The sequence below is a fragment of the Amycolatopsis cihanbeyliensis genome, assembly GCF_006715045.1.
Classification (GTDB): domain Bacteria; phylum Actinomycetota; class Actinomycetes; order Mycobacteriales; family Pseudonocardiaceae; genus Amycolatopsis; species Amycolatopsis cihanbeyliensis.
Map to the genome: position 1 here is coordinate 2,712,350 of NZ_VFML01000001.1, position 24,642 is coordinate 2,736,991.

The window sequence follows — 24,642 nt, forward strand, 5'->3', positions numbered from 1 at the left end:
TCCCCGTGCGGCCCGCGTCCCCGAACCGGCATCGGCTGGTCACCGCCTACCTGCTGGGCGTGGCCAGCCTGCTGGCCGCCGAGCTGGCCGTGGCGGGCGCCCTGGTGCTGCCGCTGGGTCGGGCGGACGGCGTCGTCGCCGGCAGCGCGCTCCCCGCCGCGGGGGTGCCGACCGGGGTGACCGGTACGGGCGACGCGCGGGAGTCCGCCGACCCGACCACGAGCCCGCCGCCGGAGCGGAAGGAACCCGAACCCACGGATTCGCCGGACCAGGCGGCCGCCTCCGCGCCCCCGGCCGCGGAGGCGGGGCAGCAGCCCGGCACCATCAGGCTGCCCGACGGCGGGACGGCGCGGTTGGTGCGCGAGCGGGTCGTCGGCCCGAACGCGGTGCTGCCGATCCCGGGGAACCTGGACGAGGCGAGCTGGTGGGGCGTCGGCCTCGGCGCTCCCGGCGGCGCCAGCCTGTTCGCCGGCCACGTCAACTGGCACGGGCAGGTGGGTCCGTTCGCCGAGCTGTGGGACGCGCGGGTGAACGAGCCGGTCACGGTGACCGACGAGGCGGGCAAGACCTGGACATACCGCATCACCCAGGTGATCACGCTGGGCAAGAACGAGCTGCCGCAGCGCGCCGACGAGCTGTTCAGCCAGTACGGCAAGCACCGGATCGTCCTGGTGACCTGCGGCGGGCGCTGGGTCGGCGGCTCGACCGGCTACGCCGAGAACCGCGTCGTCATCGCCGAACCCGGCTGAGCCCCGAAGTAGGGCACGGTGAGACAGGGTGAGACACAATGGCGACCATGGCCCATTATCTGGTGACCGGCGCGACCGGGTTGATCGGCAGGCACGTCACCCGGCTACTGCTGGCCAGGCCGGATACCGAGCGGGTGACGCTGCTGGTGCGCGCGGCCTCCCGCGACCGGCTCGCCGCCATGGTCGCCGGCTGGCCGAACCCGGAGCGGACCACGCTGCTCACCGGCGACCTCACCGAACCGCACCTCGGTGTGGACGAGCGGGCCCGCGACGAGCTGCGCGAGACGGTCGACCATCTGGTGCACCTGGCCGCACTGTACGACCTCACCGCGGACGAGGAGGCCAACGTCGCCGCCAACGTCCAGGGCACCCGGCACGTCCTCGACCTGGCCGCCGACCTGCGGGTGGGCTGCCTGCACCACGTGTCCTCGGTCGCGGTGGCAGGGGACTACGCGGGCGTGTTCACCGAGGAGATGTTCGACGCCGGCCAGCGGCTGATCACGCCGTATCACCGCACCAAGTTCGAGGCTGAGCGGCTGGTCCGCGAGCAGCACGAGGTGCCGTGGCGGGTGTACCGGCCCGCGGTGGTGGTCGGGCATTCGACCACCGGCGAGATGGACAAGGTGGACGGCCCGTACTACCTGTTCACCGCCATCGGCAAGCTGGCGGCGCTGCCCAACCTGCCACTGGTCGGGCCGGACATCGGCGACACCAACCTGGTCCCGGTGGACTACGTGGCCGCCGCGCTGGTGGAGCTGGCGGGCAAGGACGGCCTGGACGGGCGGACCTTCCACCTGGTCAGTCCCGAGCCACAGCCGGTAACCGAGGTGTACAACGCGTTCGCGCGCGTCGCCGGGGCACCCACCATCGACCTCGAGCTGGACCAACGGCTCTCCCGCGGCATCACCGGACTGCTGCGGCTGACCGAGCATGTACCCGGGGTCACCATCGCCAGGGACGCCGTGCTGGAACGGCTCGGCATCCCGCCGGTCCTGCTGGAGACCATGACCTTCCCCTCGGTGTTCTCCTCGGCGGCCACCCGCAGGGCGCTGGCCGGGTCGGGCGTGGACGTGCCGCGGCTGGCGGACTACGCACCGGTGCTGTGGCGGTACTGGCGGGAGCACCTCGACCCCTTCCGCGCCCGCGAGCACGGACCGCGCGGCGAGTTGGACGGCCGGCACGTGGTGATCACCGGGGCGTCCTCCGGCATCGGCAGGGCGACCGCGCTCGCGGTCGCGGCCGAGGGCGGCATCCCGCTGCTGGTCGCGCGCAGGCGTGCCGAACTGGAGGAGGTGCGCGACGAGATCGCCGCCGCCGGCGGGTACGCGGCGGTGTATCCGGCGGATCTCACCGACGAGGACTCGGTGCACAAGGCGGTCGAGGCGATGCTGTCCGAACACGGGCAGGTGGACATGCTGGTGAACAACGCGGGCCGGTCGATCCGGCGGTCCATCCGGCTGTCCTACGACCGCTTCCACGACTACGAGCGCGCGATGGCGATCAACTACTTCGGCGCGGTGCGGCTGATCCTCGCGCTGCTGCCGCACATGTCCGAGCGGAAGTTCGGGCACATCGTGAACGTCTCCTCGATCGGGGTGCAGGGCATCGCCCCGCGGTTCTCCGCCTACGTCGCGTCCAAGGCCGCACTGGACTCCTTCGCCAAGATCGCCGCCACCGAGACACATGGCGACGGGATCACCTTCACCACGATCCACATGCCGCTGGTGCGCACCCCGATGATCCGGCCGACCAAGATCTACGACGCGTTCCCGACAAAATCACCCGAACAGGCGGCCCGGATGGTGGTCGCCGCGTTGAAGAACCGGCCCAAGCACCTCGGCACCCCGATCGGCCAGGCCATCCAGCTCGCCTACGCGCTCACCCCCGGGCTGACCGATGCGGTGGCATACCAGGGTTTCCGGATCTTCCCGGACTCCGCGGCCGCGGGCGGATCCGGCGAGATCAAGCTCGGGCGCGGCGAGCGGCACCTGTCCAGGGCGGCCACCGCGCTGGCTCGGCTCACCCGCGGATTCCACTGGTAACCACCGACACGCCCGGTACACCTCGTGCCTGACGGGAATGACACGCGGTACGCGGGTAACGTCGGGGTATGGCGTCCGAGCGAGACAGTGGGCTCATGCCGTTGCGTCGAGAATTCGACCAGGTGTGGCATGGCTTCGACCGTAATCAGGTTAAGCAGTACGTCGAGTATCTGGAAGACCAGTTACGACGGCTGTTGAGTGATCGCGATTCGGCGATGGCGCAGGCGAGCACCTTGTCCCGCGAGCTGGAGAACGCGCGCCGCGAGCTGGCCAAGCTGCACACCAGGGTGGACGAGCTGTGCAAGCCACCGGAGCGGCCGGAGGACCTCGACGAGCGGATGCAACGCACCGTGGACCTGGCGAACACCAGGGCCGAGGAGATCGTGACCCGCGCCGAGACGGCCGCCGAGGAGCACTGGGCGAAGGCCGGTGAGGCCTCGGGCAAGCTGCGTGCGCGTTACGCGAAGCTGCTCGGTGAGCTCGAGTCGCACGCCGAGGCCATGGAGAACGAGCACCAGGCGGCGCTGGCCGAGACCAGGGCCGAGGTGGAGCGGCTGACCACGGAGGCAGCTCAGCGGCGCGAGCAGCTCGACCAGGAGGCCGAGCGCAGGCGCAGGGCCATCGAGCGTGATTTCGACGCCAAGATGGCCGCGGAGAAGGCGGCGCTGGAGAAGCACATCGCCGACCAGCAGACGGCCAGTAAAAACCAGGCCGAGCGGCGGATCGCCGAGGCGATCGCCGAGGCGAAGCGCAGGCTGGACGAGGCGGCGACGGAGGCCGAGCGGCGGGTGGACGAGGCCACCACCGAGGCCGAACGCCGCACCACCGAGGCGACCCAGCAGGTGGAGCGGCTCACCGACATCAGGGAGCAGGCCCGCCTGCGGGTGCGCAAGGCGCAGGACCTGCTCAAGGAGGGTGAGCCCGCGCTGACCCCGTTGCCCGAGGAGGAGACCGAGCTCGCCCCCTCCGCCTCCTGAGCCGCGGTACGACACGAAAAACGGGACGCCCCTGAAGCAGGAGGGGCGTCCCGTTTCCGCGGGAGCGGATCAGCTCTCCGGCATCATCACCTTGTCGATCACGAACACGGTGGCGTTCGCGGTGGGCACGTTGCCGCACAGCACCTTGGCCCCGTTCACGGTGAAGTCCTGGCCGGAGCCCTCGACCGTGAGGCTGCCACCCTGGACCGTCTCCAGCGAGCCGGCGTCGACGACGCCCTGCGCGTCCATCCGCTCCGGAACCACGTGGTAGGTCAGGATGTCGGTGAGCTGCTGCTTCTTCGACTCGTCGGTCAGCAGCGCGTTCAGCGTCTCCTTCGGGAGCGCTTCGAACGCCGGGTTGGCCGGGGCGAACACGGTGTAGGAGGCGTCCGACTTGTTCAGCGTGTCGACGAGACCGGCCGTCTTGACCGCCTTGGTGAGGCTGGTGAGCAGCGGGTTGTTGCTGGCCGCGGTGCCCACCGGGTCGTCGATCATCCCCTGCACCGAACCCTCGTCACTGGGGTCGGTCGGGACCTGAGCGCAACCGGGACCGTAGACGTCGTCCGCGGTGGTCATCCCGTTGCTCGCGGTCGGCGAGCTGGTCGTCTGCTCGCTGGTCGGCGACGGGGACTGGGTGTCCTGGTCCTGCCCGGAGTCGCTCGCCTGGTCGTCACCACCACACGCGGAGAGCAGCAGCGCCATCGCGGCGACCGCACCGGTGGCGGCGAAGCGGGTTTTACGAACGTGCATGGGGTTGTTCCTCCTCGATAGCTGCCGTAATCGGCGGTTCCACTCGGTATTCGGGGCGACTGCCCCCGTGGATTGGTCGGATCGGAGAAAATCGGGCGATCCGGCCCGTGTTACTGCGCGGTGCAGAAGATGGAGTGCCATCCGGTCGCGCCGTCCGGAATCGGCGGTACCCGGTCACTCGTTTGTGTGTATCCGGAGCGGTCGGTCGCCCGGCATTCGATGTTGTGCCCTCCGGGCTCGAGATCGAGCTCGATCCGCCACATGCGCCAGGTGTCCACACCGACCTGAGTGGACAGTTCGGCCTCCTGCCACGGTCCACTGTCGACCCGGACCTCGACGCGCTCGATGCCGGTCTGCTGGGCCCAGGCGATCCCGGCGGCGGTGGTCCTGCCCGCGGGCAGTTTCTGGAAGGCGCCGGGCCGGTCGATCCGGGACTGTGTCTTGATCGGGGCCCGCTCGGCCCAGCCACGTTCCTCCCAGTAGGTGACCTTGTCGAACGTGGTCAGCTCCAGGTCGACCAGCCACTTGGTGGCCGAGAGGTAACCGTACAGGCCGGGGGTGACCATCCGGACCGGGAAGCCGTGCTCCAGCGGCAGCGGCTCACCGTTCATCCCCAACGCGATCAACGCGTCCCGGTCCCGCTCGAGCAGTACCTCCACCGGAGTACCCGCGGTGTAGCCGTCCACGCTGGTGCTGAACACCTGCTCGGCACCGGGACGCACCCCCGCCTCGTTCAGGATGTCCCTGATCGGTACCCCGACGAAGTTCGATGTGGACACATATGGCCCGCCGACCTGGTTGGACACGCAGGTCATGGTGATCGTCTTCTCCACGAGCGGGCGGCCCATCAGATCGTCGTAGCTCAGGTTCAGCTCGCGCTCGACCATGCCGTGCACCCGCAACCGGTACCCGTCGGTGGGCAACCGCGGCACCCGGAGTGCGGTGTCCACCCGGTAGAAGTCCGGGTTCGGGGTGAGGAACGGCGGTGTGCCCGCGCCGGTGAAGTCGGCCCCTGCCGGGATCGGCGGCGCCTTCCGCGCGGGGACGATCCTGCCGATCGCGCGCCGGGACTGCTCGGCGCCGCGGCTGCCGATCAGCAACTGGCCCACCGCACCGGAGGCGGCGACGCCGGCTGTCACCGCCCCGGAGGTGATGAGAAACCGGCGTCGCCCGGAACCGCCGGACGAGTCCGCCTGCTCGGCGTCCTCGTCATCGGCGACCTCGGGCCGCGGCGCCTTGCGGTGCAGCCACCAGAAGGTGGCCAGCCCGGCGAGCGCCGCGACAACAGGGGCCACCAGGCCCAGTACCCCGAGCGTCGGGCGGGCCAATGCGGCGGCAATGCCAACGGCGCCGAACACGCCGATGACGATCAATCCGGGCACCGGACTTCGGCGGGAGAGCAGCCCGGCCACCGCTGCGAGCAGCAGGATGACCACTCCCATACCGAGCAGCAGCACGATTTTGTCGTTCTCGCCGAACTGCTCGATCGCGAATGCCTTCACCGGTTCCGGGGTGAGGTCGATCGCGGTGTTCCCGACCGCGAGGTACGGGCTGGAGCTCGGTTCCAGCAAACCCGCGACGAGATGCCCCGCGGCAAGCGCCCCGACGGCCGCGAGCACTCCGATCAGCGCCGCTGCCATCCGGCCGATTGGCGTTCTCCGCGTTCCGGTTCCCATATTCGCTATTCGGAGCCGGGGCGGCGCCGGTTTGGTCAGGCCGGAACGGTCATTTTCAGCACCGGGTCCGTGGTGGGCTGCGCCGAGCCACCGGCGGGCTCGACCGTAACGCCCATCCAGGCCGTGCCCTCCGGGATGGTGCGCACCACCGGGGTGGTCCGCCCGGCCGCCGAGCGCTCGAGCACGCCAGCCGACACGAACTTGTCCTGCCCGGATCGGATGAACCACAGCTGGTATGCCCGGTCCTCCGACAGCGGGGCGGTGTGGTCACCCATGAACATGGCCTTGCCGAGCCGCGCGGATACGACGGTGGTGGCGGTCAGCCCGCCCTCGCCGGATGCGGTGATCAGCCGGGCGTCCGGCGCGGACAGTAGTTCGGACATCTCGGTGCCGCGGGCGGTCGCCTGCTCCATCCGTTCCCGCGCGCTGTTCAGCTCCTGCTGGTTCTGCAGCGCGATGGTGCCGAAGGTCCCGGCGAGCGCGAGCCCGGCGACCGCGGCCGCCACCGCGAACCTGGTGGCCCAGCGCCGCTTGCGGGACAGCGGCACCACCTCGGCCACACCCTCAGCACCGGTTTCCGGTTCCACTCCGGTCTCCGGCGGGTCCTGGCGCGTCCTGGCGACCTCGTCCAGCACCCTGCGCTTGAGCCCTTCCGGCGGTGCGGTCGCGACGGCCGTCCCGAGCCTGCCCGCGGCCTCGCGCAGTTCGCGGACCTCCCGCGTGCAGTCGGCGCACTCGGCGAGGTGCCGCTCGAACTCCGACCGCTCCTCGCCGGTGAGCGCGTCCACGGCGTACGCGCCGGTCAGCGCGTTCATATGCGTGCTCATGAGCCCACCCCCAGGCAGTCGCGCAGCCTGATCAGGCCGTCTCGAAGCCGGGTCTTCACCGTCGGCACCGGCGCGTCGAGCAGCTCCGCGGCCTCCCGGCAGCTGTAGCCGCGGTAGTAGGTCAGCACCACCGACTCGCGTTGCAGCTCGGTGAGCGTGGACATGCATCTACGGACCTGTTGCTGTTCCATCCGGGAGGCGACCGTCTCGGCGACCTCGTCGAAGGGACGCCCGGTGTCCCGCGAGTACGCCCTGGTCTCCCGGTCACTGGAGGCCTGTGCCGAACGGACCCGGTCCACGGCACGCCGGTGCGCGAGCGTCAACACCCAGGTCATCGCCCTGCCCCGCTCCTCACGGTACTTGGTCGCGGTGCGCCAGACCTCGACCAGCACCTCCTGGGCCACCTCCTCGGACTGCGCCGCGTCGCGCAGGATCTGCCGGATCACCCCGAGTACCGGGCCGGCCACCAGGTCGTAGAGCCGGTCGAAAGCGCCGTCATCGCCCTTGGCCACCGCGGCGAGGAGTCGCTCGGCGGTCGGGGCCGCTGCCACGGCAGGCGCGGGCCCCCATTCCTCCGGCCCGCTACCCGGGTCGGTGGGTTCTCGCATCGCCGCCTCCTCGCGATCTCGGAACGCGCTGCACTCAGCGGTTCGATTGTTTACCGGACGCCTGGTTCGGGAAAGTCGGGGTCACCCGAAGCCCGCCCTGCGGTGCCCGCTTCGGGTGACGGAAGAACGGGGCCCTGCGCAGCCACAGCGCGATCCCGTGCCTGCGGATACCCATCGACACCCGCTGCGGCACCAGCGGCCTGCGCAGCAGCATCGACAGCAGGCGGCGCGGGGTCGCCACGGACCTCCTGCCGGTGACGGCCGCGGTCAGCAACGGCTGTTCCTGGTCACGGAGCTGCACCCGCACCTGGAGACGCTCCGTGGGAACCGGCAGCTTCATCCGGTAGCCGCCGCGCTCGGGAAGGAACGGGGAGACGTAAAACCGCTTGTCCGTGGAGGCGTACCCGTCCGCATCCGGGTGCAGCAGGTAGCAGTGCCGCTCGCCGTAGGTGTTGTGTACCTCGGCGACCACGCATTCGAGCTCGCCATCGGCACCGTGACACCAGAAGACGCTCAGCGGGTTGAACACGTAGCCGAGCACCCGCGCGTGCGCCAGCATCAGCACCCGCCCGCCAGTGAGGTCGATTCCGTGTCCGGCCAGCAAGTCCCCCAGGTTCTGCCGGATCGTCCGGGTAGGCGACCCCACATGATCACGGGAGTCGAACCGGGCGAAAGGGCGCAACCACCTCGGCAGCTCCGGCAACGCGTCCAGGTCGACCAGCCACAGGTACTGCCGGTGCCGGAACGATCGGCGCGGGCCGGTGTGCCTGGTGTGCGCGACGACCGCCTCGTAGAGCGCCGGCACCGCCGTCGGGTTCGCCTCGACCTGCATAGCCACCATTCGGAGCCGGCTGGAAGGAAGATGGGTCGATGAGCTGCGTCACATCGCAGGTCCGCTGCCCGGTCCGGCTCCGAATACGAAGCAGCGCGAACCCGGCGGAGGAGGACGTGAATGGCGGCTTCGTATTCGGCTTCGTATTCGGAGAACCGGCACGGGGGTGCCGCGGGGCGGCTCGAGCAGGCGGTGCGGAGCCTGTTCGGGGTCGATCTCCCGGTCGGGCTGACCGCATGGGACGGCAGCAGCGCGGGGCCCGCCGATGGGCCACGGGTGCTGCTGCGCAACCGCAGGGCCCTGCGGCATGTGCTCTACGCGCCGGGCGAGCTCGGCCTGGCCAGGGCGTTCGTCAGCGGAGATCTGGAAGTGGAAGGCGATCTGGCCGAGGGGCTGCGCCGATGCTGGGAGCTGGCCGGCGTGGCCGCCAGGCGGCCGGGAAGGCTCGGGCTGGCGCGGTGGGCGCTGCTGCTGCGCACCGCGATCGGCCTCGGCGTGCTCGGCCCGCGCCCGCGGCGGCCTGCGAGTGAAGCCCGGCCGCGGGGAGTGCCGCACAGCAGGCGGCGGGACCGCGCGGTGATCGCCCACCACTACGACGCGGGTAACGAGTTCTACGAGTTCCTGCTGGACCCGCGGCTCGCCTACTCCAGCGGATACTGGACCTCGGACGATCCCGGCTACACCCTGGCCGACGCGCAGGAGGACAAACTCGAGCTGATCTGCCGCAAGCTGAGCCTCACCGAAGGGACGCGTCTGCTTGACGTCGGCTGCGGCTGGGGCTCGCTGACCTGCTACGCGGCGGAACGCCACGGCGTGCGGGTGACCGGCGTGACCCTGTCGGCGCGGCAGGCCGAGTTCGTCCGGTCGCGGGCGGCGGAGCTCGGCGTCGCCGACCGGGTGGAGGTGCGCCTGGAGGACTACCGGGAACTCGACGGCGCCCGGTACGACGCGATCGCCTCGATCGAGACGGGCGAGCACGTCGGGGAGGTCAACTACCCCGTGTACGCGGCGACCCTGCACCGGATGTTGCGGCCACACGGGTACCTGCTGTTGCAACAGATGTCCCGTCCCGGCCCGGCTCCGGGCGGTGGCGCGTTCATCGAGTCCTATATCGCGCCGGACATGAGCATGGTGCCGGTGAGCCGGACACTGGACCACCTCGAGCGCGCCGGGTTCGAGATACGGGGTGTGGAAGCCATGCGCGAGCACTACGTTCGCACGGGACGGGCGTGGACGGCCACACTGGAACGGCAATGGTCGGAAGCGGTGAGCCTGATCGGTATCGAGCAGGCGCGAGTATGGCTGCTGTACCTCGCGGGCGGAACTCTCGCTTTCGAGGACAACCGGATGGGCGTCAACCAGGTCCTCGCGCGGAAGGTGGGGTGATGACGTGGTCGTGCTCGCGCTCGGGGCGGCGGCGCTGGGGACGGCGCTGGCCGTCGTCGGCGTCACTTTCCTGCTCGCTCGGCGCCGCGGCCGCTACGACCTGATCGACTCGGTGTGGGGAGCCGGGTTCGCGGCCATCGCGGTGGTGACGCTGGCGATCACCGGCGCGCCCAACCTGCCCGGGGTGGTCGTGAGCGGGTTGACCGTCGTATGGGGGCTGCGGTTGTCGGTGCACATCCACCGGCGCAACCGGGGAAAGCCCGAGGATCAGCGCTACCGGGATATTCTGGCCCGGGCGCGCGGGAACCCGGCCGTGCACATGCTCGTGCGGGTGTATCTCACCCAGGCCGTCGTGATGTGGGTGGTGTCCTGGCCGGTCCTGCTGGCCCAGTACGAGGCGGGCTCCGGGTTCACCGTGCTGGCGTGGCTCGGGGTCGCGGTGTGGATCGTCGGTTTCGTGTTCGAGGCGACCGGGGACGAGCAGCTACGCCGGTTCAAGGCGGACCCGGCGAATGCCGGAGCCGTACTGGATCGCGGGTTGTGGCGGTACACCCGGCATCCGAACTACTTCGGCGACGCCTGCGTCTGGTGGGGCCTGTACTTGCTGGCCTGCCATCATCCGCTCGGTGCGGTGACGGTGTTCTCGCCGATCCTGATGACCTGGCTACTCGCCCGCGGCACCGGGAAACCCTTGCTGGAACGCCAACTCCGGGAGAGTCGACCGCGTTACGCCGAGTACGTCGAACGCACCAGCGGCTTCGTTCCCCTCCCACCCCGCAAGCGGTAACCCACCCAGCGTGTCTGCTCCCCACGCGCATACGTTGGCCATTCACATACGCGAGTTTGCTGCTCACGTAACCGTGTTGGCCATTCATGTAACCGAGTTTGCCGTTCGCGTTGGCGAGTTTGCCGCGCGCGGGGAAGAGATGGGTGAATGCGGGAGACGGGGCAACTCAGGGTTGGGTCTCGGGCACACCTTCGGCACCCCGTGAAGCACTGGCGCACCCCGCATCACCCCCGGCAGACCTGCTCACCAACGCCAACACCCCACAGAACGACACTCCCCACCCCACCGGCCACCCCGATCGTTTCGAACACACATTCGGGTGAATATCGATCGACAGCGTCGCCTCCACCCCATTCTGCCGAGCATCTCGATATCATTGAGGGCGCGGAAAGATACCGATCCGATCCACAGCAGGATCCCCCGGACGAGGACAAAACCCCCCGGAGACATACTGGACACCGTAGAAGCCAACGAGCGGGTGATCGCTCAAGCCGAGACGCGGAGGGCGGTGATGCTACTGGCCCGGTTCGCCCAGGAAAGTGGGGTCCGAAGTCGGTAGTGAAGGAAGTGGCCGGGCAGGTGCGGTGGACCCCACACCGGGTCGAACGCACCCTCGCCCTGGGGCTCGACCCCACCACCCGCCTACCGTGCACCCTGGCCGCCTCCCAAGCCGGGGTGATCGACCAGGACCGGGCACGGGCCGTGTCCGAACCCACCGCCGTGCTGTCGGATCAGCAGGCGGCGGAAAGTGGACCGACGCATCGCCACCAAACTGGCGGGTAAAGACCCCACGCAGGCGCGGCGCGCGGCACGGCAACAGGCACCGGCCGTCGACCCCGAGAGGGCCGCCCAAGCGGGCACGAGCCCGGCGGGAACAACGGTCGCTGGACTTGGCGCACCAGGAAGATCGGGTGTCCACCCTGATGGCCGACCTACCCACCGAGGTCGCCACCGCCATCTACGCCCCCTGCGACCGCATCGCCCGACAACAGCGGCGACAGGGAGACAAGCGCACCCTGAAGCAGTTACGGGCGAACGTGCTCACCGACCTCGCCCTACGCGAGGACGGCACCACCCGGGCGCCCCGCACCGAAGTGTTCCTCTACCTCGCCGCCAGTTCACTGCTGGAGTTGGATAAGCAACCCGGGTACCTGGCCGGGCACGGGCACATCCCAACCGCACTGGCACCCGAACTCACCTCCCGACCCGACAACGTGTGACGCCGCCCGCTGACCGACCCCACCACCGGCCACCCCACCGACCTCGGACGCACCCGATACCGGCCCACCGCCGCACTGGACGAGTCCGTACGAGAACGCGACCGGGAATGCCGAGACATCGGATGCCACCCACCCACCCAACCCTGCCAAAACGACCACACCACCGGATGAACCCAAAGCCACACCACCAACGCGAAGGAGTCGGTCGGCTACCGCGAACAAGACCACCACCTCAAAAACCTACCCGGATGGGGATGGACCTACGACGTCATCGACGGCACACCCACCATCACCACACCCCACAGAGACACCCACACCAACCCCTCCACAACCCCCTCACCCCAGACGACACCCCCCCTTCTGAGCGGGGTCGTTCGCCGACACGCCGGGCGCGACTTATGAAGTACAGACCACAATCGCGGTATCATTATCATAAGTCCGAGCGAGGGAGGCGCCGATGTCCTCGGTTACTCGCATCATGTCCTACGAAAGAGAAGGGCCTGGTCAGGTTGACGAGCGGCTCGCCGAGCTCGGCCTGAAACGGGAGTACCTGGAGCAGGCGATCTGGGCGGGCGTACGGGACCGGCGCCTTGCCGATGAGTTCGAGCCGGGGACGGCCGCCGGGCTACGGGACTGGATGGGCCGCGTACGGGAGCTGCGCAAGGTCCTCGCGGAGAACGGCTGGCGTCCGGTCAACCCGGCGAACGCTCCCTTCGCCCGCAGCCCGGACGGCGACGTGCTGCTCGGTGTGATGCTGGGTAACCAGCACACCGGGCGTCCCGGTGGGCGGCTGGAGAGCACCTACCCCAAAGGCACCGCGATCGAGAACATCACCGCGCGCAACGACAGTGATCAGTACTCGCTGCCCGAGATCGACGCCATGCTCGGGCTGCCGGACAGACAGCCCGAACCCGCGAAGGCCTGGTTCCTGGTGACCTTCCACGAGTACGACCAGGAAGGCCGCGTGGCCAGGGTCCGCTACGAGGTCGCCCAGCCTGCTCCGAGCAGGGCCGACCAGAAAATCGACAGTTGGGCCACCCGCTACTGCCTGCGGCCGATCGAGTTCCCGCCGATCATTGATCTCGGCAGCGATCACCACGAACCGATCGACGTGCGGGTGGCTCGGCGCTGACCCCGATCACTCGGCTTCGCAGGCCGCACACCACAATTGCGGAGACATGGTTACCCCTGAGCGAATCAGCCTGGCCAGGAAACGGCGTGGCCTGACCGTCGCCGAGCTGGCGCGACAGATCGGCGTGAGTGCGCAGAGCGTGACCAACTACGAGCGTGGCAGGCAGCAGCCCGGCGACCGCGCCCTGCGGGCACTCGCCGACGCCCTGAACTTTCCGGAATCCTTCTTCACCGCCCCACCGACGGCGGAACTACCGGAGGGCGCCGTAGCCTTTCGCGCCCGCAGCAAGCTCAGCCAGGCTCGGCGGGCCTCGGCGCTGAGCGTCGGTTCGCTTGCCGTCGAGTTCAACGCCTGGCTGGAGCGAACCTTCCAACTGCCCGAGGCCGACGTGCCGACGCTGGAACGTCCCGATCCGGAGACCGCGGCCGAAATGACTCGCGCCCGGTGGGGACTCGGCAACGAACCGATCGCCAACATCATCCACCTGCTGGAGGCGCACGGTGTCCGCGTCTTCTCCCTCGCGACCGAGCACGCCGAGGTCGACGCCTACTCCTTCTGGCATGCCGGCACCCCCTACGTCTTCCTGAACACCAGCAAGACCCCGGAGCGCAGCCGCTTCGACGCGGCGCACGAGCTGGCCCACCTGGTCCTGCACGCGGGCGCGACCGAGGTCGGCGGGCCCGAGGCCGAGCAGCAGGCGAACGCCTTCGCCGGGGCCTTCCTCATGCCGACCGCGAGCGTCCGCGGCCGCATGCCGCAGGCACCGCTGGTCGACCAGATCATCGAGGCCAAACGGATCTGGCGGGTCTCCGCCCTCGCCCTCACCTACCGGCTGCACGAGTTGTCCATGCTCAGCGACTGGCAGTACCGCTCCGCCTGCGTCGAGCTGAGCAGGCGTGGCTACCGCAGTGGTGAACCCACCGGCATCGCGGGAGAGACCTCACAGCTGCTGTCCAAGGTATTCGGCACGCTGCGGGAAAGCGGCCGGACCATGCGGGACGTCGCCGCGGAGCTGTCGCTCACCCCCGACGAACTGTCCGGCATGGTGTTCGGCCTGGTCTTCAACGCCGCGGGCCGGCAACCGCTCGCGCCGCTGCGCCTGGTGAGGTAGGCGCTCACCGCGCCGGGGCGATTCGCAGGCCGCGCAACGCCTTCTGCCGCACCAGCGACGGCAGCTGTGCGCGCCAGGCCCGGCGCAGCCTGGCGTGCAGGTCCCGCTGCCCGGTCAGAGCCTGGGAAAGCAGCTGGATACCGAGGAACTCCCCGACCATGCCCTCCGCGACCTGGCGCAGGTTCAGCCCCGAGCGGAGTTCACCCGCACGGTCGGCCGACTTCAGCAGGTCCCGCACGATGGTGGTCCAGCCGATGATCTGACCGGCACCCGCGCGATCGAAGATCGTTGCCTCGCGCAGCAGCCGGTTGCCGATCCTGGTCATCAGATCCTCGTCCAACTTCCGAACGAAGGCGAAGGACAGGTCGATCAAGGTCTGCGCCGGGCCGAGGCCACGGCGCAACAACTCGTCCCGCAACGCGTACGACTCCAGCGCCTGGTGCTCGACCAACGCGACAGCGAGCGCTTCCTTGGACCGGAAATGGCAGTACAGTGCGCCCTTGGTCACCGCGGCACGCTCGCACACCGCATGCAGGTTGGCACCGGAGAAGCCGTCCCGATCGAACACCTCGGCCGCGGCGACGAGCAGGTTGCGCCGGGTGCGCGCGGCTCGCGCCCGCCTGTTCACGACTCCTGTGCTGTCCTCCAACACGCTCATCGCATCCGGACCGGTTCGGAACCGGACGGCGGATCAACGGTTTCCTGCATCAGCCAGTACTCGTCGACCACGCCCCGGTGCACCGACACGCTGAGCACGAAGTCCGCCTCATGCACCGCCGTCGTCGCCACCGTGCGCCACCTGGCCGTACCGAGCACCACGGCGTCCTCGCCGTCCACGAGCAGCCTGCGCACGGTGAGCCCTTCGAGACCGAGGGCGCTGAACGTGGCGAGGAAGAACGACTCGATCTCGCGCCGGGTACGCACCCCGCAGCGCCACCGTGAACTGGTCGGGTCCGTCGCCCGCCACTCGACCTGCGGCGCGAACAGCCGGGTAAGCCCCTCCGCGTCCTGCGCACCGAGCCGCGCCAGCAGCGACTGTACGAGCTCGAACGTCGACAGCGGCCTGGTGTTCTCATCACGAATATCAGTACGCAATCCCACGTGACCGATTCTCTCCACTCGCGTTGTCCCACCCCGACTGTCCCGTGCCAGATTTGAACTCTAGCAAGGGCAACAAGGCTTGACGAACGAACGTCCGCCCGCGCAACACCCAGGAAAAGGTCTTCCTACCTGCGAAGATGAGCCGGAGTGAGCAAGGATGACGTCCATTCGGAGCAAAACATCACCCGGACTCGGACAAACACGTGGAACGAAAGATCGGCCATTCGAATGACCTGCCGAAAAACCCGTAACGAATCCGTCGCCCGGCCTGCGTGGCGCAGCACGCGGTGAAAAAGCACACACTGACGCCCCGGTCAGGCTCGGCCGCCGACGGTCCGCACACCGGGCAGCACCGGATTGCCGACGTGCCAGGAGTATCACCACTTCGCCACACCACCAAGACTGTCCGGGCGACCGAAATGGGTGCATGGTGGGAAAGCGACCGAGGACGTCCGCACCCAGCCGATGGAAAGGAGTCACCACCGTGCTCGAGGTAAGAGCACACTCCCCCACCGAAGCCGCCGAACCGATCTCCGGACTACTTCTCCAGCACAGGTACAGACACGGACTGACCCAGTACACGTTGGCTGACCGGTTGGCCATCGTGTCGGGGAACTACAGCGTGACCAGGGAAGAAGTATCCCGGTGGGAGCGTGGAAAACGTATACCCGGGCCCTACTGGCGGGCCTGGCTGAGCCTGGCGCTCGAACTGCCGCGCGTCGAACTGGAAAGGGCCGCCGCCGCGCAGCGCCACTCCCGCCGGAACACCCGTACCAGACCGGTACTACCGCACCACCGGAGCTGAGTTCTCCCGGCGGGATCGCGTTGTCGATCAATTTCGGTGATCCACGCGATCCCGCATTGCTCCAATCCGGCGAAGGCCCTTTCCCGTAGAGACAATTGGCCCCCTGTGCGGCCGCGCGGGCGGGTTCAGAATGCAGGCCATGAACCTGCTCTACAGCATTCTCGTAACATGCGCGCTGGCGGCACCGACCGGCGTCGGTCCAGGCGAGAGCCCGATGAAGATCGACGAACTGCTACCGGGTCCCGCCGGCTTCGTGGTGCTGCACAACACCTCCGCCGACCCCATACACCTGGGCGGATGGTCGGCACGGGCCTGCACCGGTTCCGGATCAACCGAACTGGCCATGCTCCCGGCAGGCAGTTTCGTCCCTGGCCACGGTGACTACCTGATCATCGCCGGTGGTTTCGCCGGAACGGCCGAGGCGAACCTCGTTGTCGACTCGGTGGCCGGAAACGGCCTGACGTTGCTCGATCAAAGCCGACAACGGGTCGACAGCCTCGGTTTCGCCCCCCACTCGCCGTGCCGGGAGAACCGGGAGGCCAGACTATGCGACCACCTTTCCCTCGGCCGCGACGCGCGCAGCACCGACACCGACGACAACCTTTCGGACTTCACCTGCCAGGCACCACGTCCCGATATTACCCCAACCGAATGAGACCGTGGAACCAAACGTCCCAACGGATATCCGAATCAAGAAAATGGCCCCTTTTTATCACGACTCCGACCCCGGCAGAATTGATGACAGCGGGACATGGCGGAAGCAAGACCAAAAGTAGTTCCGCACCCGTTGCCGAACAACAATATTCCATATCTCTCCGGGAAGGGAGAACGGAAATGCGTCGATTTCTGACCGGTGCCCTGGCACTGGGCTTCGTCACCGCGGCCGCTTTCGCGGGCAGCGCGAGCGCAACGCAGGACCAGCAGGATGAGGTAGCCGCCTCACGGACGGTCGTGGTGAACGAGGCGAGCGCCATCGGACCGAACGGCCAGCTGGACGAGGCGGTCGAGATCCTCAACATCACGAACCGGCCGCTGGACATCAGCGACTACGTGGTCCGGGTGTACGGCAGTAACAACCAGCAGCTTGGCGCCGACATCAACGTGCCCGACGGCACCGTCCTGCAGCCCAGGGGCAACGCCGGCCAGTTCCTCGTGCTGACCGGCCCGAACTTCTCCAGCGTGGTCGAGGACGCGACCTACGTCGTGCCGTTCGGCGTTCTGGGCCAGCAGGGCATCCCGAACAACGGCGGCATCGCGATCTTCAACTCCAGCGACAGCCCCTTCAAGATCGACGGTGTGGCATTCTCCACCATGGCGACCACCCCGCTCGAGGGCCAGCCCGCCACCGCGGAAAGCCAGACGACCGCGCAGCTCGAGGCCGCCAACGCGCGGGACGTGCTGAGCACCGACACCGACAACAACCGGCAGGACTTCTCGCTGCACCAGCGCACCCTGGGTGCCGTGAACTGATCCTCCAGGCAGCACAACTGGCTGGTTGACCAGCACGCGGCGAGAGCGGGCCCGGGTCACCGGAAGGTGGCCCGGGCCCGTTGCCGCGCTGGCGGGAAGTCGCCAACGGCGAGTTCCCGCCCGACGGAACTGTTTCCCCAGGTCCGTGGACAGCTCATTCTCGATCACACCCCTGCCCCTGTGATCGACGAGAGTGAGGCCGACATGACCACACCTCATACCCGCACCGCCCGCAGGCGGTTCCGACGTTCCCTGCTCGCCTTCGCGCTGCTCGCCGTTCAGGCGATCGCGTACCCGTCGCAGGTCGCCGCGGCGGATCCGAGCGAACCGCGGGCGGCGGCATCCCCGGCCGAAGCCGTCCACCGGGTCACCCTGCTGACCGGGGACGAGGTCACCTACACCGAGCACGCCGACGGAACCCGCGCCGCCCGCATCGACGCGGCACCACGGCCCGACCGTCCCCCGGTCACCTTCGAGACGGTCACCACCGCCGACGGCCTCTTCGTCTATCCCTCCGACGCGATGCCCTACGTCCGCGCCGATGTGCTGGACCGGGACCTGTTCAACCTCACCGGGCTCGTCGGCGAGGGCCTCGCCGACGCCTCGGCGAGCACCCTGCCGGTGCTGGCCAGTTACGGCCAGGGCGGCACGCTGTCCGCCGAATCCCTGCGGACCCGGGCGAACGGCCTCCCCGCGGCACGGCCGCACACGGCCGTACGCACGCTCGGCGGGGTCGGCGTGCGGGTGGACAAGGCGGACGCCGAGAAGTTCTGGGCCGCGGTCGCGGCGGACCCCGGGACGGACGGCGAACTGCGGCACGGCCTTGCCGAACTCGAGCTGGACCACACGGTGCGGGTCAGCCTGGACCGCAGCGCGGCACAGGTCGGCGCGCCAACGGCCTGGGACAGCGGGCTGGACGGCAGTGGCACCACGGTCGCCGTGGTGGACACCGGTGTCGATGCGGACCATCCGGACCTGGCGGGCCGAGTCACCGAGACAGCCAACTTCACCTCCGAGCAGGACGCCACCGACCTGCACGGCCACGGCACTCATGTCGCGTCCATCGCCGCGGGCAGCGGTGCGGCCTCCGGCGGTTCCTACCGGGGGATCGCCCCCGGCGCCGACCTGCTGGCGGCCAAGGTCTTCGACCGCTGGGGAACAGGGCCGGCGTCCCAGGTCATGGCCGGTATGGAGTGGGCCGTGGACCGTGGGGCCGATGTGGTCAACCTCAGCCTCGGCGCCGGGATCACCGATGGCACGGACCCACTGGCCGCGATGGTGAACACCCTTTCGGCGAAGAACGGCACGCTGTTCGTGGTCGCCGCGGGCAACGCGGGACCCGGCAACCGGACCGTGACCACTCCCGGCAGCGCCGATGCCGCCCTCACCGTGGGTGCGGTGGATCGGAACAACGAGCTGGCCTGGTTCAGCAGCCGGGGGCCGCGGCTGACCGACGCCACGGTCAAACCGGAGATCGTCGCGCCGGGCGTGGAGATCGCCGCGGCCCGTGCCGCCGGGACCTCCGGCGGCTCCCCCCTCGGTGAGCACTACACTCGCTGGTCCGGAACCTCCATGGCCACCCCGCACGTCGCGGGCGCCGCTGCCATCCTCGCCCAGCAGCACCCCGACTGGTCCGGTGCCCGGCTGAAGGACCGCCTCGTTTCCACGGCCAGGGATCTCGAGCTGCCGTGGTTCGAGCAGGGCGCCGGGCTGCTGGACATCGCGCGAGCGATCGGGCAGCCGGTCAGCGCTCCCGCGTCGGCCAACTTCGGCAGGCAGCAGCGCAACGGGCAGGACCTCCCGCGGGTGCCGCACGAACTCACCTACACCAACACCGGTGACACGCCGGTCGCGCTGGAACTGTCCCTGGAGGTCAAGGGCTGGAACGGCAGACCGGCCCCGGCCGCGACCATGCGGTTGACCGACCGCAGCGTCTCGATCGCACCCGGCGCCAGCGCCACCACCACCGTGTCGGTGGACCCCGACATCGGCGCGACCGGGGTCTACGGTGGCACCGTGGTCGCCACCGCGACCGGCGGCACCACGCTCCGCACCCCGGTCAGCACCTACAACGCGCCCCGGTTGTTCCCGCTGGACGTCCGGGTGACCGACTCGACCGGCAAGCCGGCCACCGCCGCCACGGTGGAGATCCTCGATGACACCTCCGGCGCGGCGCACGGCAACGACCCGTTCCAGGACAAGCTCACCCATCGGGTCGATCTGGTGAACGGCGCCGGCCGGGTCTTGCTGCCGACGGGCACCTACTCCGCGCTGGGCAGGGCCATGGAACGGAACGCGACCAGCATGCGCTGGTCCGCGCTGAGCAGGTCCGAAGTGGAGGTCAGGGAGGCCACGGAGATCCATCTGGACGCCACCGAGACGGTCCCGGTGCGGACCACCGGGCAGGAACCGCTGGATCAGCTGGATCGCTTCGTCGCACTGCGCAGGGTGATCCCGGCACAAGCGGGCAGACCCTCGTTCATCAGCGAGGTCTCACTCGGCGCCGGCGCACTGGACTGGGACGTGTACGTCACCCCCGCCGCGGCCACCGGGCGCGGGGCGATCACCCTGCAGGACACGCTCAGCCTGCGGCCCGCGATGGTACGGGCGAGCGTCCGGGGCCACGAGCTGCACCCGGAGTACGACGCCACAAGCCTCGCCGAGAAGTGGCCGGGTGAACACGTGTTGCCGCTGGTGTTCGCCGGAACGGGCTCGGCCGAGAACCTGACCGGCCTCGACGTGCGGGGCAAGATCGTCATGGTCGGGCTTCCCGCGCCGCCCGACGATGCCGTCGGGGTCGGCCAGGCTTACCGGTCCGCGAGCTCCGCCGCACGCCACGCGGCGAAGGCAGGGGCCACGGCCGTAGTGTCCTATGTGGACCTTCCGGGTGCACTGCCGGTGGGCGGTCTCTCCAGCACCGGGTTGCCGCATCTCTCGCTCAGCCACGAGGAGGGCACCGCCCTACGTGCCGCGCTGGCCAGCGGCGAGTCGAAGCTGACCGTGCGGGTGCAAACCGCGCCCGAGAAGATGTACAACCTCAGTTTCCTGGAGGAGAACGGCATCCCGGCCGACCAGGTGCGGCAGGTCGATCCCGCCGAGTTGATCGCGACCCGGACCACGTACCACGCGGACCGGCCGGGCCTTTCGGCGCGGAAGACCTGGTACGCCTTCCCGACCGGGCTGTGGATGACGCAGTTCCTGCGCGGCACCACGGTCCCGTCAAGGGGAACGGTGACCGAGTACGTCGGACCGGGCAACGACCGCACGGTGTGGCGGCGTTCGGTCGCCCTCTCCGGGACCGGTGACAACGGGCGGCTCGCCAAAATGGCGATGTACCAGCAGAACATCTACCGCCCCGGCGAATCCAGCCGCCCGGACGAACACTGGTTCCGGGCACCCATGCACAGCATGGCGGTGGAGCTGCAACCCGACAATCCCGCGCTTTACCCGGGAACGGTGGAAGGCTGGCGGCAGCTGTGCTCCTCCTGCCGTGGCGGTGGTGGTGACCCGGACCAGTTCGTTCCGCCGCTGCAATGGGGTGATGGGAATCCAGGGCATTTCACCAGCCCGTACGCGAACGCCCAGCACTTCTCCACCACCACGACGAAACTGTTCCAGGGTGACCGCGAGATACCGCGGGCCAACCGGGACGAGCCGCTCGCGCTGTTCCCGGTGTACGAGCTGTCACCCGACCCGACCCGGTACACCCTCCGGGTGAGTGATGCGATGGCAGACCGGCCGGTGATCGGTGCGCCGAGCACGACCTTGTTCCGGCACGCCACCCGTACCGACACCGAGTGGAACTTCACCTCCACCCGGCCGAACGGGACGGCGCCGCGTGGCTTCAACTGCTACGGCGGCGGCACGAACTGCGCGTTCCAGCCGCTGATCCAGCTCGAGCACCGCTTCCCGCTGGATCAGGCCAACCAGGCACCGGCGGGTACCGGCTTCACCTTCACCACCTCGGCGGCCTCCCACTCGAAGGCTCCCGACGGCAGCCCGGTGATGTGGCTGCACGTGTCGTACTCGACCGACGGCGGCCGGACCTGGCGGCAGGCCACCGCGGACCCGCAAGGCTCCGGCGAGTGGGAGGTGACCGTCACGCATCCGGAACTGGCCGAGACAGACGGGTTCGTGTGGTTGCGTTCCGAGGCGCGGGACAGCTCAGGGAACACGGTCGACCAGACCATGCGGCGGGCGTACTCGCTCAAGTCCCCACCACCCGCGGTGCCGTCAGTCGGTGTCCGGTAGCTCGGAAGTGGGTTGTTCGGCGAGGGGCGGGGTCACCCAGCCCCTCGCCGCGGCGCGCAGCCCGGCCTGGAACCGGGTTTCCGCGCCGAGTTCCCGCATCAGCCCGTGCAGCCTGCGCTGGAAGGTGCGGTAGCTCAGCCCGAGTTGCCGCGCGATGCTGCGGTCCGGCATCCCGGTGGTGAGCAACGCCAGCAGCCGGGTGTCCTCGGGGGACAGCGGTCCCGGCTCCATGGCGTCCTCGTCCGGGAGTGCCAGCGGGACCGCCTCCTGCCAGAGGTTGCCGAACAGCGCGTCCAGGGCGTCCAGCAACGCGGACGGGTGCACGATCAGCGCGCTGTTCAGCGTCGGTGACTCCGACTCCAGCGGGATCAGGCCCAGCCTGTTGTCGGCCAGGATCATCTTGATCGGGGCGTCCGCGACCACCCTCGCCTCCTCGCCGAGGGACAGCCCGGCCTCGAGATCGGTACGCAGGTCGTGCACCTCCAGCGCGCGGCGGTCGTAGATTCCCTGGAACCGCACGCCCCTGTTGAGCAGGTCGCGTTCGACCGGATGCAGCGCGCTGGGCAGGTGCGCGTATGGCGGCTTGTCGACAAAACGCACCTGGTCCCGCGCGGTGCGCATGACCTGCTCCACCCGGCTGCCGATGGCCTCGCCGCCGTGCACCACCTCGATCAACTCGGGTGGATGCCGCCAGCTCGACGCCTCCCGGTAACGGTCACCCAGCTGGGCGGCGATCTTCCGGGCCTCGGACAGCTCGCGCTCCTGTTGCAGGAACAGGGCTTCCAGTGCCACTTCCGGGGCGACCGCGGAGAAGCCCTCCGGTGGCCCCGGCTGCCGGACGACCAGTCCCCGCTCCCGCAAGGCGCGCAGCACCGGCCGCAACCGCTGCGGGGTGAGCCCCAGCTCGTTGCCCAGCTCCGCCACCGTCATCGAGCGGCTCTCGATCAGGACCTCGTACGCCGCCTGGTCGATCGGGCGGATACCGACGATGCCGAGCATGCCGGTGCCCCTCACGCGGTACCTCCGTCCCGGTATCCGGTTTCCTACCGGTGGTGACCCTTCATTCAACCAGCGACCACCACCGCCGGGGAGGGGCTCGTGCGGGATTGCGAGCCCACGCGACCGGGTACACCCCGGCTATGCGGAACGTACGCAAGGCAAGGCTGGCCGCGGCCGGCGCGGTGGTCGCCCTTGCCGCGACCGGTTGTGGCGATCCGGCCCCGCTGGAGGGTCAGCAGCTCGCCACCGTCGGCACCAACGGCTCGGTCGGCCAGGTCGAGCTGCGCAACGTGTACGTGCAGCGCCCGCTGGACGGCGAGTACCAGACCGGCGAGGACGCGCGGGTACTGCTGACGATGACCAACGGTGGCAAGCAACCGGACCGGCTCACCGAGGTGACCAGCGAGCACGCGAAGAAGGCCATGATGCGCTGGGACCAGCGCTGCGATGGAACGGCGGAACAGGTGGAGGCCATTCCGCTGCTCGCGGGTGGCACGGTGCCTGCCCCGGACGGCAAGGCGGTCACCGGACATCTGCCGTATCACCTCGAGCTGATCCAGTTCGACCGGAAGGTACGCGCCGGAACCACGGTGCCGGTCACCTTCGCCTTCGAACGGGCGGGCCAGACGACCCTGGACGTCACGGTGCAGCCGGTGCACCCGAGTGACGAACCGGCCCGCCGGGCCTGTACCTGAGCCGCTGTTCCGAGCGTCTGATCGTGGCTCCGCCGCTCGGCGCCGGGAACGGACCTCCCGCCGTCCAGGCTGGAGTCATGGACCTTCTGGATGGCAAGGCGGTACTGATCACCGGGGCCGGCAGGGGACTGGGCAGGGCATACGCGTTGCACGCGGCGGCCGGGGCGGCGGTGCTGGTCAACGACGTGCGCGAGGACCTGGCCGAGGAGGTGGCCGGGCAGATCAGGGAGGCGGGTGGCCGCGCGGTGGGCGAGGGCGGCTCGGTGGCCGACCCGGAGAGGGCGACCCCGCTGGTCGAGAAGTGCGTCGCCCGGTTCGGCGCGCTGGACGGGCTGGTGAACAACGCGGCCGTCGGCCACCACCTGCCGCCGTGGCAGGACGACCCTGCCCGGATCCGCATCCTGATCGAGGTGAACGTGCTGGGTTCGATGTACTGCGGAACGGCGGCGGCGAGGGTCATGCACGCTCGCGGCAGCGGGGTGATCGTCAACGTGGGGTCAGGCTCGATGCTGGGGCAGCGCGGCGCCGGCGCGCTGGAGCCGCCGCCCGCCCAGCGCTGGGCGCTGTAGCGGTCAGGAGCCGGTGCCGGTCGCGGCCCCCGGCGGCCCGGAACCCGGCCAGCGCGACGTTCGTGGCCACGGGGGTGGGCTGGCCGGCGGCTCCGCTGTCGGTGGAGGCGGTGGTGGAGGTAGTGGTCGCGTCCCTTCGTAGGTGTCGCTCCGTGCGTGCACCTACGTCGCGTGCACCTACGTCTCGAACCGGGCGTGGCCGGATCGACAGTCCGCGCGAAGATCCTTTCCGGACTCCTCGACCTTCTCCATCAACTGCAGCAAGGTGCGCCGCTCGCCGGTGTCGAGTGCCCCGAACAGCTCGCCCGCCGCACGGGTACGGAACTCGCCGAACCGGCGGCACATCACCCTGCCCTCCTCGGTCAGGGTGACCAGCGTGGAACGGCGGTTGTCCGGGTCGATCTCCCGCCGCACCAGGCCCGCCTCCTCCAGCGCGTCCACCACCGGGGTCACCGCGCGCGGGACCACCTGAAGGCGTTCGGCCAGCTCGGCCATCCGGGGCGGGGCATCGCAGTGTCCCAACACCGCCAGCGCCCGCGCCTGCGCGGGGGTGAGACCGAGGTCTCCCATATTGCGTCGCTGCAGCACGTGCGCGCTCTTGGCAAGCCGCAGGAGCAGCGCGCCGAGGCGTTCCTCCTCGTCACCGGCATCCACG

23 protein-coding genes are annotated in these 24,642 nt (G+C 69.6%); 14 read left to right on the forward strand and 9 right to left on the reverse strand.

What is annotated here, in order from left to right; genetic code table 11:
- The first annotated feature begins 5 nt into the window (after positions 1-5).
- From FB471_RS11895 to FB471_RS11905, 3 genes are all read left to right on the forward strand, one after another.
- On the forward strand, positions 6-749 hold the full coding sequence (locus tag FB471_RS11895) for a class F sortase (RefSeq protein ID WP_246076359.1): 744 nt from the start codon (positions 6-8) through the stop codon (positions 747-749).
- Between the two features lie 47 nt (positions 750-796).
- A complete protein-coding gene (locus tag FB471_RS11900) occupies positions 797-2,791 on the forward strand; it encodes an SDR family oxidoreductase (RefSeq protein WP_141997814.1) in 1,995 nt (664 codons plus the stop codon).
- Positions 2,792-2,859: 68 nt separating this feature from the next.
- Positions 2,860-3,768 (forward strand): coiled-coil domain-containing protein, encoded by a 909-nt coding sequence (locus FB471_RS11905; RefSeq protein WP_141997816.1) that lies wholly within the window; start codon positions 2,860-2,862, stop codon positions 3,766-3,768.
- A gap of 69 nt (positions 3,769-3,837) precedes the next feature.
- On the opposite strand, the gene FB471_RS11910 is transcribed toward FB471_RS11905, so the two are convergent.
- From FB471_RS11910 to FB471_RS11930, 5 genes are all read right to left on the reverse strand, one after another.
- Positions 3,838-4,518, reverse strand: a complete 681-nt coding sequence (locus FB471_RS11910; RefSeq protein ID WP_141997818.1) for a fasciclin domain-containing protein — start codon at positions 4,516-4,518, stop codon at positions 3,838-3,840.
- A 110-nt stretch (positions 4,519-4,628) separates the two neighbouring features.
- Positions 4,629-6,158 (reverse strand): molybdopterin-dependent oxidoreductase, encoded by a 1,530-nt coding sequence (locus FB471_RS11915; protein ID WP_246076360.1) that lies wholly within the window; start codon positions 6,156-6,158, stop codon positions 4,629-4,631.
- A 71-nt stretch (positions 6,159-6,229) separates the two neighbouring features.
- Positions 6,230-7,021, reverse strand: a complete 792-nt coding sequence (locus FB471_RS11920; RefSeq protein WP_141997822.1) for an anti-sigma factor — start codon at positions 7,019-7,021, stop codon at positions 6,230-6,232.
- A complete protein-coding gene (gene sigK, locus FB471_RS11925; protein WP_141997824.1) occupies positions 7,018-7,629 on the reverse strand; it encodes an ECF RNA polymerase sigma factor SigK in 612 nt (203 codons plus the stop codon). Before sigK ends, FB471_RS11920 begins: the two co-directional genes overlap by 4 nt.
- Positions 7,630-7,663: 34 nt before the next feature.
- Positions 7,664-8,461, reverse strand: coding sequence for a DUF1365 domain-containing protein (locus tag FB471_RS11930; protein WP_141997826.1), 798 nt, complete (start codon positions 8,459-8,461; stop codon positions 7,664-7,666).
- 120 nt (positions 8,462-8,581) lie between these two features.
- On the opposite strand from FB471_RS11930, the gene FB471_RS11935 reads away from it, so the two are divergent.
- The 6 genes from FB471_RS11935 to FB471_RS11960 all read left to right on the forward strand — a co-directional run bounded on the left by FB471_RS11935 (position 8,582) and on the right by FB471_RS11960 (position 14,097).
- The gene (locus tag FB471_RS11935) at positions 8,582-9,847 is read left to right on the forward strand and encodes an SAM-dependent methyltransferase (RefSeq protein WP_141997828.1); all 1,266 of its coding nucleotides are present in this window, start codon (positions 8,582-8,584) and stop codon (positions 9,845-9,847) included.
- Between the two features lie 4 nt (positions 9,848-9,851).
- A complete protein-coding gene (locus FB471_RS11940; protein WP_141997830.1) occupies positions 9,852-10,634 on the forward strand; it encodes a DUF1295 domain-containing protein in 783 nt (260 codons plus the stop codon).
- Between the two features lie 558 nt (positions 10,635-11,192).
- The gene (locus FB471_RS11945) at positions 11,193-11,417 is read left to right on the forward strand and encodes a hypothetical protein (protein WP_141997832.1); all 225 of its coding nucleotides are present in this window, start codon (positions 11,193-11,195) and stop codon (positions 11,415-11,417) included.
- Positions 11,418-11,545: 128 nt separating this feature from the next.
- Positions 11,546-11,854 carry a hypothetical protein gene (locus FB471_RS11950; RefSeq protein ID WP_141996077.1) on the forward strand — a complete coding sequence of 103 codons (309 nt, stop codon included), beginning with the start codon at positions 11,546-11,548 and terminating at the stop codon, positions 11,852-11,854.
- Between the two features lie 457 nt (positions 11,855-12,311).
- Positions 12,312-12,986 (forward strand): hypothetical protein, encoded by a 675-nt coding sequence (locus FB471_RS11955; protein WP_141997834.1) that lies wholly within the window; start codon positions 12,312-12,314, stop codon positions 12,984-12,986.
- A 46-nt stretch (positions 12,987-13,032) separates the two neighbouring features.
- Positions 13,033-14,097 (forward strand): XRE family transcriptional regulator, encoded by a 1,065-nt coding sequence (locus FB471_RS11960; RefSeq protein ID WP_141997836.1) that lies wholly within the window; start codon positions 13,033-13,035, stop codon positions 14,095-14,097.
- Between the two features lie 4 nt (positions 14,098-14,101).
- Here FB471_RS11960 and FB471_RS11965 read toward each other — a convergent pair whose 3' ends face one another.
- Together FB471_RS11965 and FB471_RS11970 are read right to left on the reverse strand one after the other, a co-directional pair.
- The gene (locus FB471_RS11965) at positions 14,102-14,725 is read right to left on the reverse strand and encodes a ScbR family autoregulator-binding transcription factor (RefSeq protein ID WP_170220784.1); all 624 of its coding nucleotides are present in this window, start codon (positions 14,723-14,725) and stop codon (positions 14,102-14,104) included.
- A gap of 26 nt (positions 14,726-14,751) precedes the next feature.
- Positions 14,752-15,198: a nuclear transport factor 2 family protein gene (locus tag FB471_RS11970; RefSeq protein ID WP_170220785.1), complete on the reverse strand. Its 447-nt coding sequence runs from the start codon at positions 15,196-15,198 to the stop codon at positions 14,752-14,754.
- Positions 15,199-16,142: 944 nt separating this feature from the next.
- Here FB471_RS11970 and FB471_RS11980 point away from each other — a divergent pair.
- The 3 genes from FB471_RS11980 (at position 16,143) to FB471_RS11990 (ending at position 21,724) form a co-directional block, all read left to right on the forward strand.
- Positions 16,143-16,658: a lamin tail domain-containing protein gene (locus tag FB471_RS11980; RefSeq protein WP_141997844.1), complete on the forward strand. Its 516-nt coding sequence runs from the start codon at positions 16,143-16,145 to the stop codon at positions 16,656-16,658.
- Between the two features lie 179 nt (positions 16,659-16,837).
- Positions 16,838-17,473, forward strand: coding sequence for a lamin tail domain-containing protein (locus tag FB471_RS11985; RefSeq protein ID WP_141997845.1), 636 nt, complete (start codon positions 16,838-16,840; stop codon positions 17,471-17,473).
- Between the two features lie 204 nt (positions 17,474-17,677).
- The gene (locus FB471_RS11990; protein WP_141997847.1) at positions 17,678-21,724 is read left to right on the forward strand and encodes a S8 family peptidase; all 4,047 of its coding nucleotides are present in this window, start codon (positions 17,678-17,680) and stop codon (positions 21,722-21,724) included.
- Here FB471_RS11990 and FB471_RS11995 read toward each other — a convergent pair.
- Positions 21,707-22,738 (reverse strand): helix-turn-helix transcriptional regulator, encoded by a 1,032-nt coding sequence (locus FB471_RS11995; RefSeq protein ID WP_246076361.1) that lies wholly within the window; start codon positions 22,736-22,738, stop codon positions 21,707-21,709. The two genes, FB471_RS11990 and FB471_RS11995, sit on opposite strands and share 18 nt — an antisense overlap.
- Before the next feature lie 125 nt (positions 22,739-22,863).
- Between FB471_RS11995 and FB471_RS12000 the strand changes: the two genes are divergently transcribed.
- Positions 22,864-23,418 (forward strand): copper chaperone PCu(A)C, encoded by a 555-nt coding sequence (locus FB471_RS12000; RefSeq protein ID WP_141997849.1) that lies wholly within the window; start codon positions 22,864-22,866, stop codon positions 23,416-23,418.
- 77 nt (positions 23,419-23,495) lie between these two features.
- Entirely contained in the window at positions 23,496-23,987 is a 492-nt protein-coding gene (locus tag FB471_RS12005; protein WP_141997852.1) for an SDR family NAD(P)-dependent oxidoreductase, read from the forward strand.
- Between the two features lie 177 nt (positions 23,988-24,164).
- Here the strand turns inward: FB471_RS12005 and FB471_RS12010 are convergent, their stop codons facing one another.
- Positions 24,165-24,641 (reverse strand): MarR family winged helix-turn-helix transcriptional regulator, encoded by a 477-nt coding sequence (locus tag FB471_RS12010; protein WP_211358015.1) that lies wholly within the window; start codon positions 24,639-24,641, stop codon positions 24,165-24,167.
- Between the last annotated feature and the right edge of the window lies 1 nt (position 24,642).

Coding starts and splice junctions, on each gene's coding strand:
- FB471_RS11910 (WP_141997818.1), bottom strand. CDS start 4,518: ATGCACGTTCGTAAAACCCGCTTCGCCGCCACCGGTGCGGTCGCCGCG.
- FB471_RS11900 (WP_141997814.1), top strand. CDS start 797: ATGGCCCATTATCTGGTGACCGGCGCGACCGGGTTGATCGGCAGGCAC.
- FB471_RS11935 (WP_141997828.1), top strand. CDS start 8,582: ATGGCGGCTTCGTATTCGGCTTCGTATTCGGAGAACCGGCACGGGGGT.
- FB471_RS11930 (WP_141997826.1), bottom strand. CDS start 8,461: ATGCAGGTCGAGGCGAACCCGACGGCGGTGCCGGCGCTCTACGAGGCG.
- FB471_RS11960 (WP_141997836.1), top strand. CDS start 13,033: ATGGTTACCCCTGAGCGAATCAGCCTGGCCAGGAAACGGCGTGGCCTG.
- FB471_RS11955 (WP_141997834.1), top strand. CDS start 12,312: ATGTCCTCGGTTACTCGCATCATGTCCTACGAAAGAGAAGGGCCTGGT.
- FB471_RS11990 (WP_141997847.1), top strand. CDS start 17,678: ATGACCACACCTCATACCCGCACCGCCCGCAGGCGGTTCCGACGTTCC.
- FB471_RS12000 (WP_141997849.1), top strand. CDS start 22,864: ATGCGGAACGTACGCAAGGCAAGGCTGGCCGCGGCCGGCGCGGTGGTC.
- FB471_RS11905 (WP_141997816.1), top strand. CDS start 2,860: ATGGCGTCCGAGCGAGACAGTGGGCTCATGCCGTTGCGTCGAGAATTC.
- FB471_RS11915 (WP_246076360.1), bottom strand. CDS start 6,158: ATGGCAGCGGCGCTGATCGGAGTGCTCGCGGCCGTCGGGGCGCTTGCC.
- FB471_RS11985 (WP_141997845.1), top strand. CDS start 16,838: ATGCGTCGATTTCTGACCGGTGCCCTGGCACTGGGCTTCGTCACCGCG.
- sigK (WP_141997824.1), bottom strand. CDS start 7,629: ATGCGAGAACCCACCGACCCGGGTAGCGGGCCGGAGGAATGGGGGCCC.
- FB471_RS11920 (WP_141997822.1), bottom strand. CDS start 7,021: ATGAGCACGCATATGAACGCGCTGACCGGCGCGTACGCCGTGGACGCG.
- FB471_RS12005 (WP_141997852.1), top strand. CDS start 23,496: ATGGACCTTCTGGATGGCAAGGCGGTACTGATCACCGGGGCCGGCAGG.
- FB471_RS11980 (WP_141997844.1), top strand. CDS start 16,143: ATGAACCTGCTCTACAGCATTCTCGTAACATGCGCGCTGGCGGCACCG.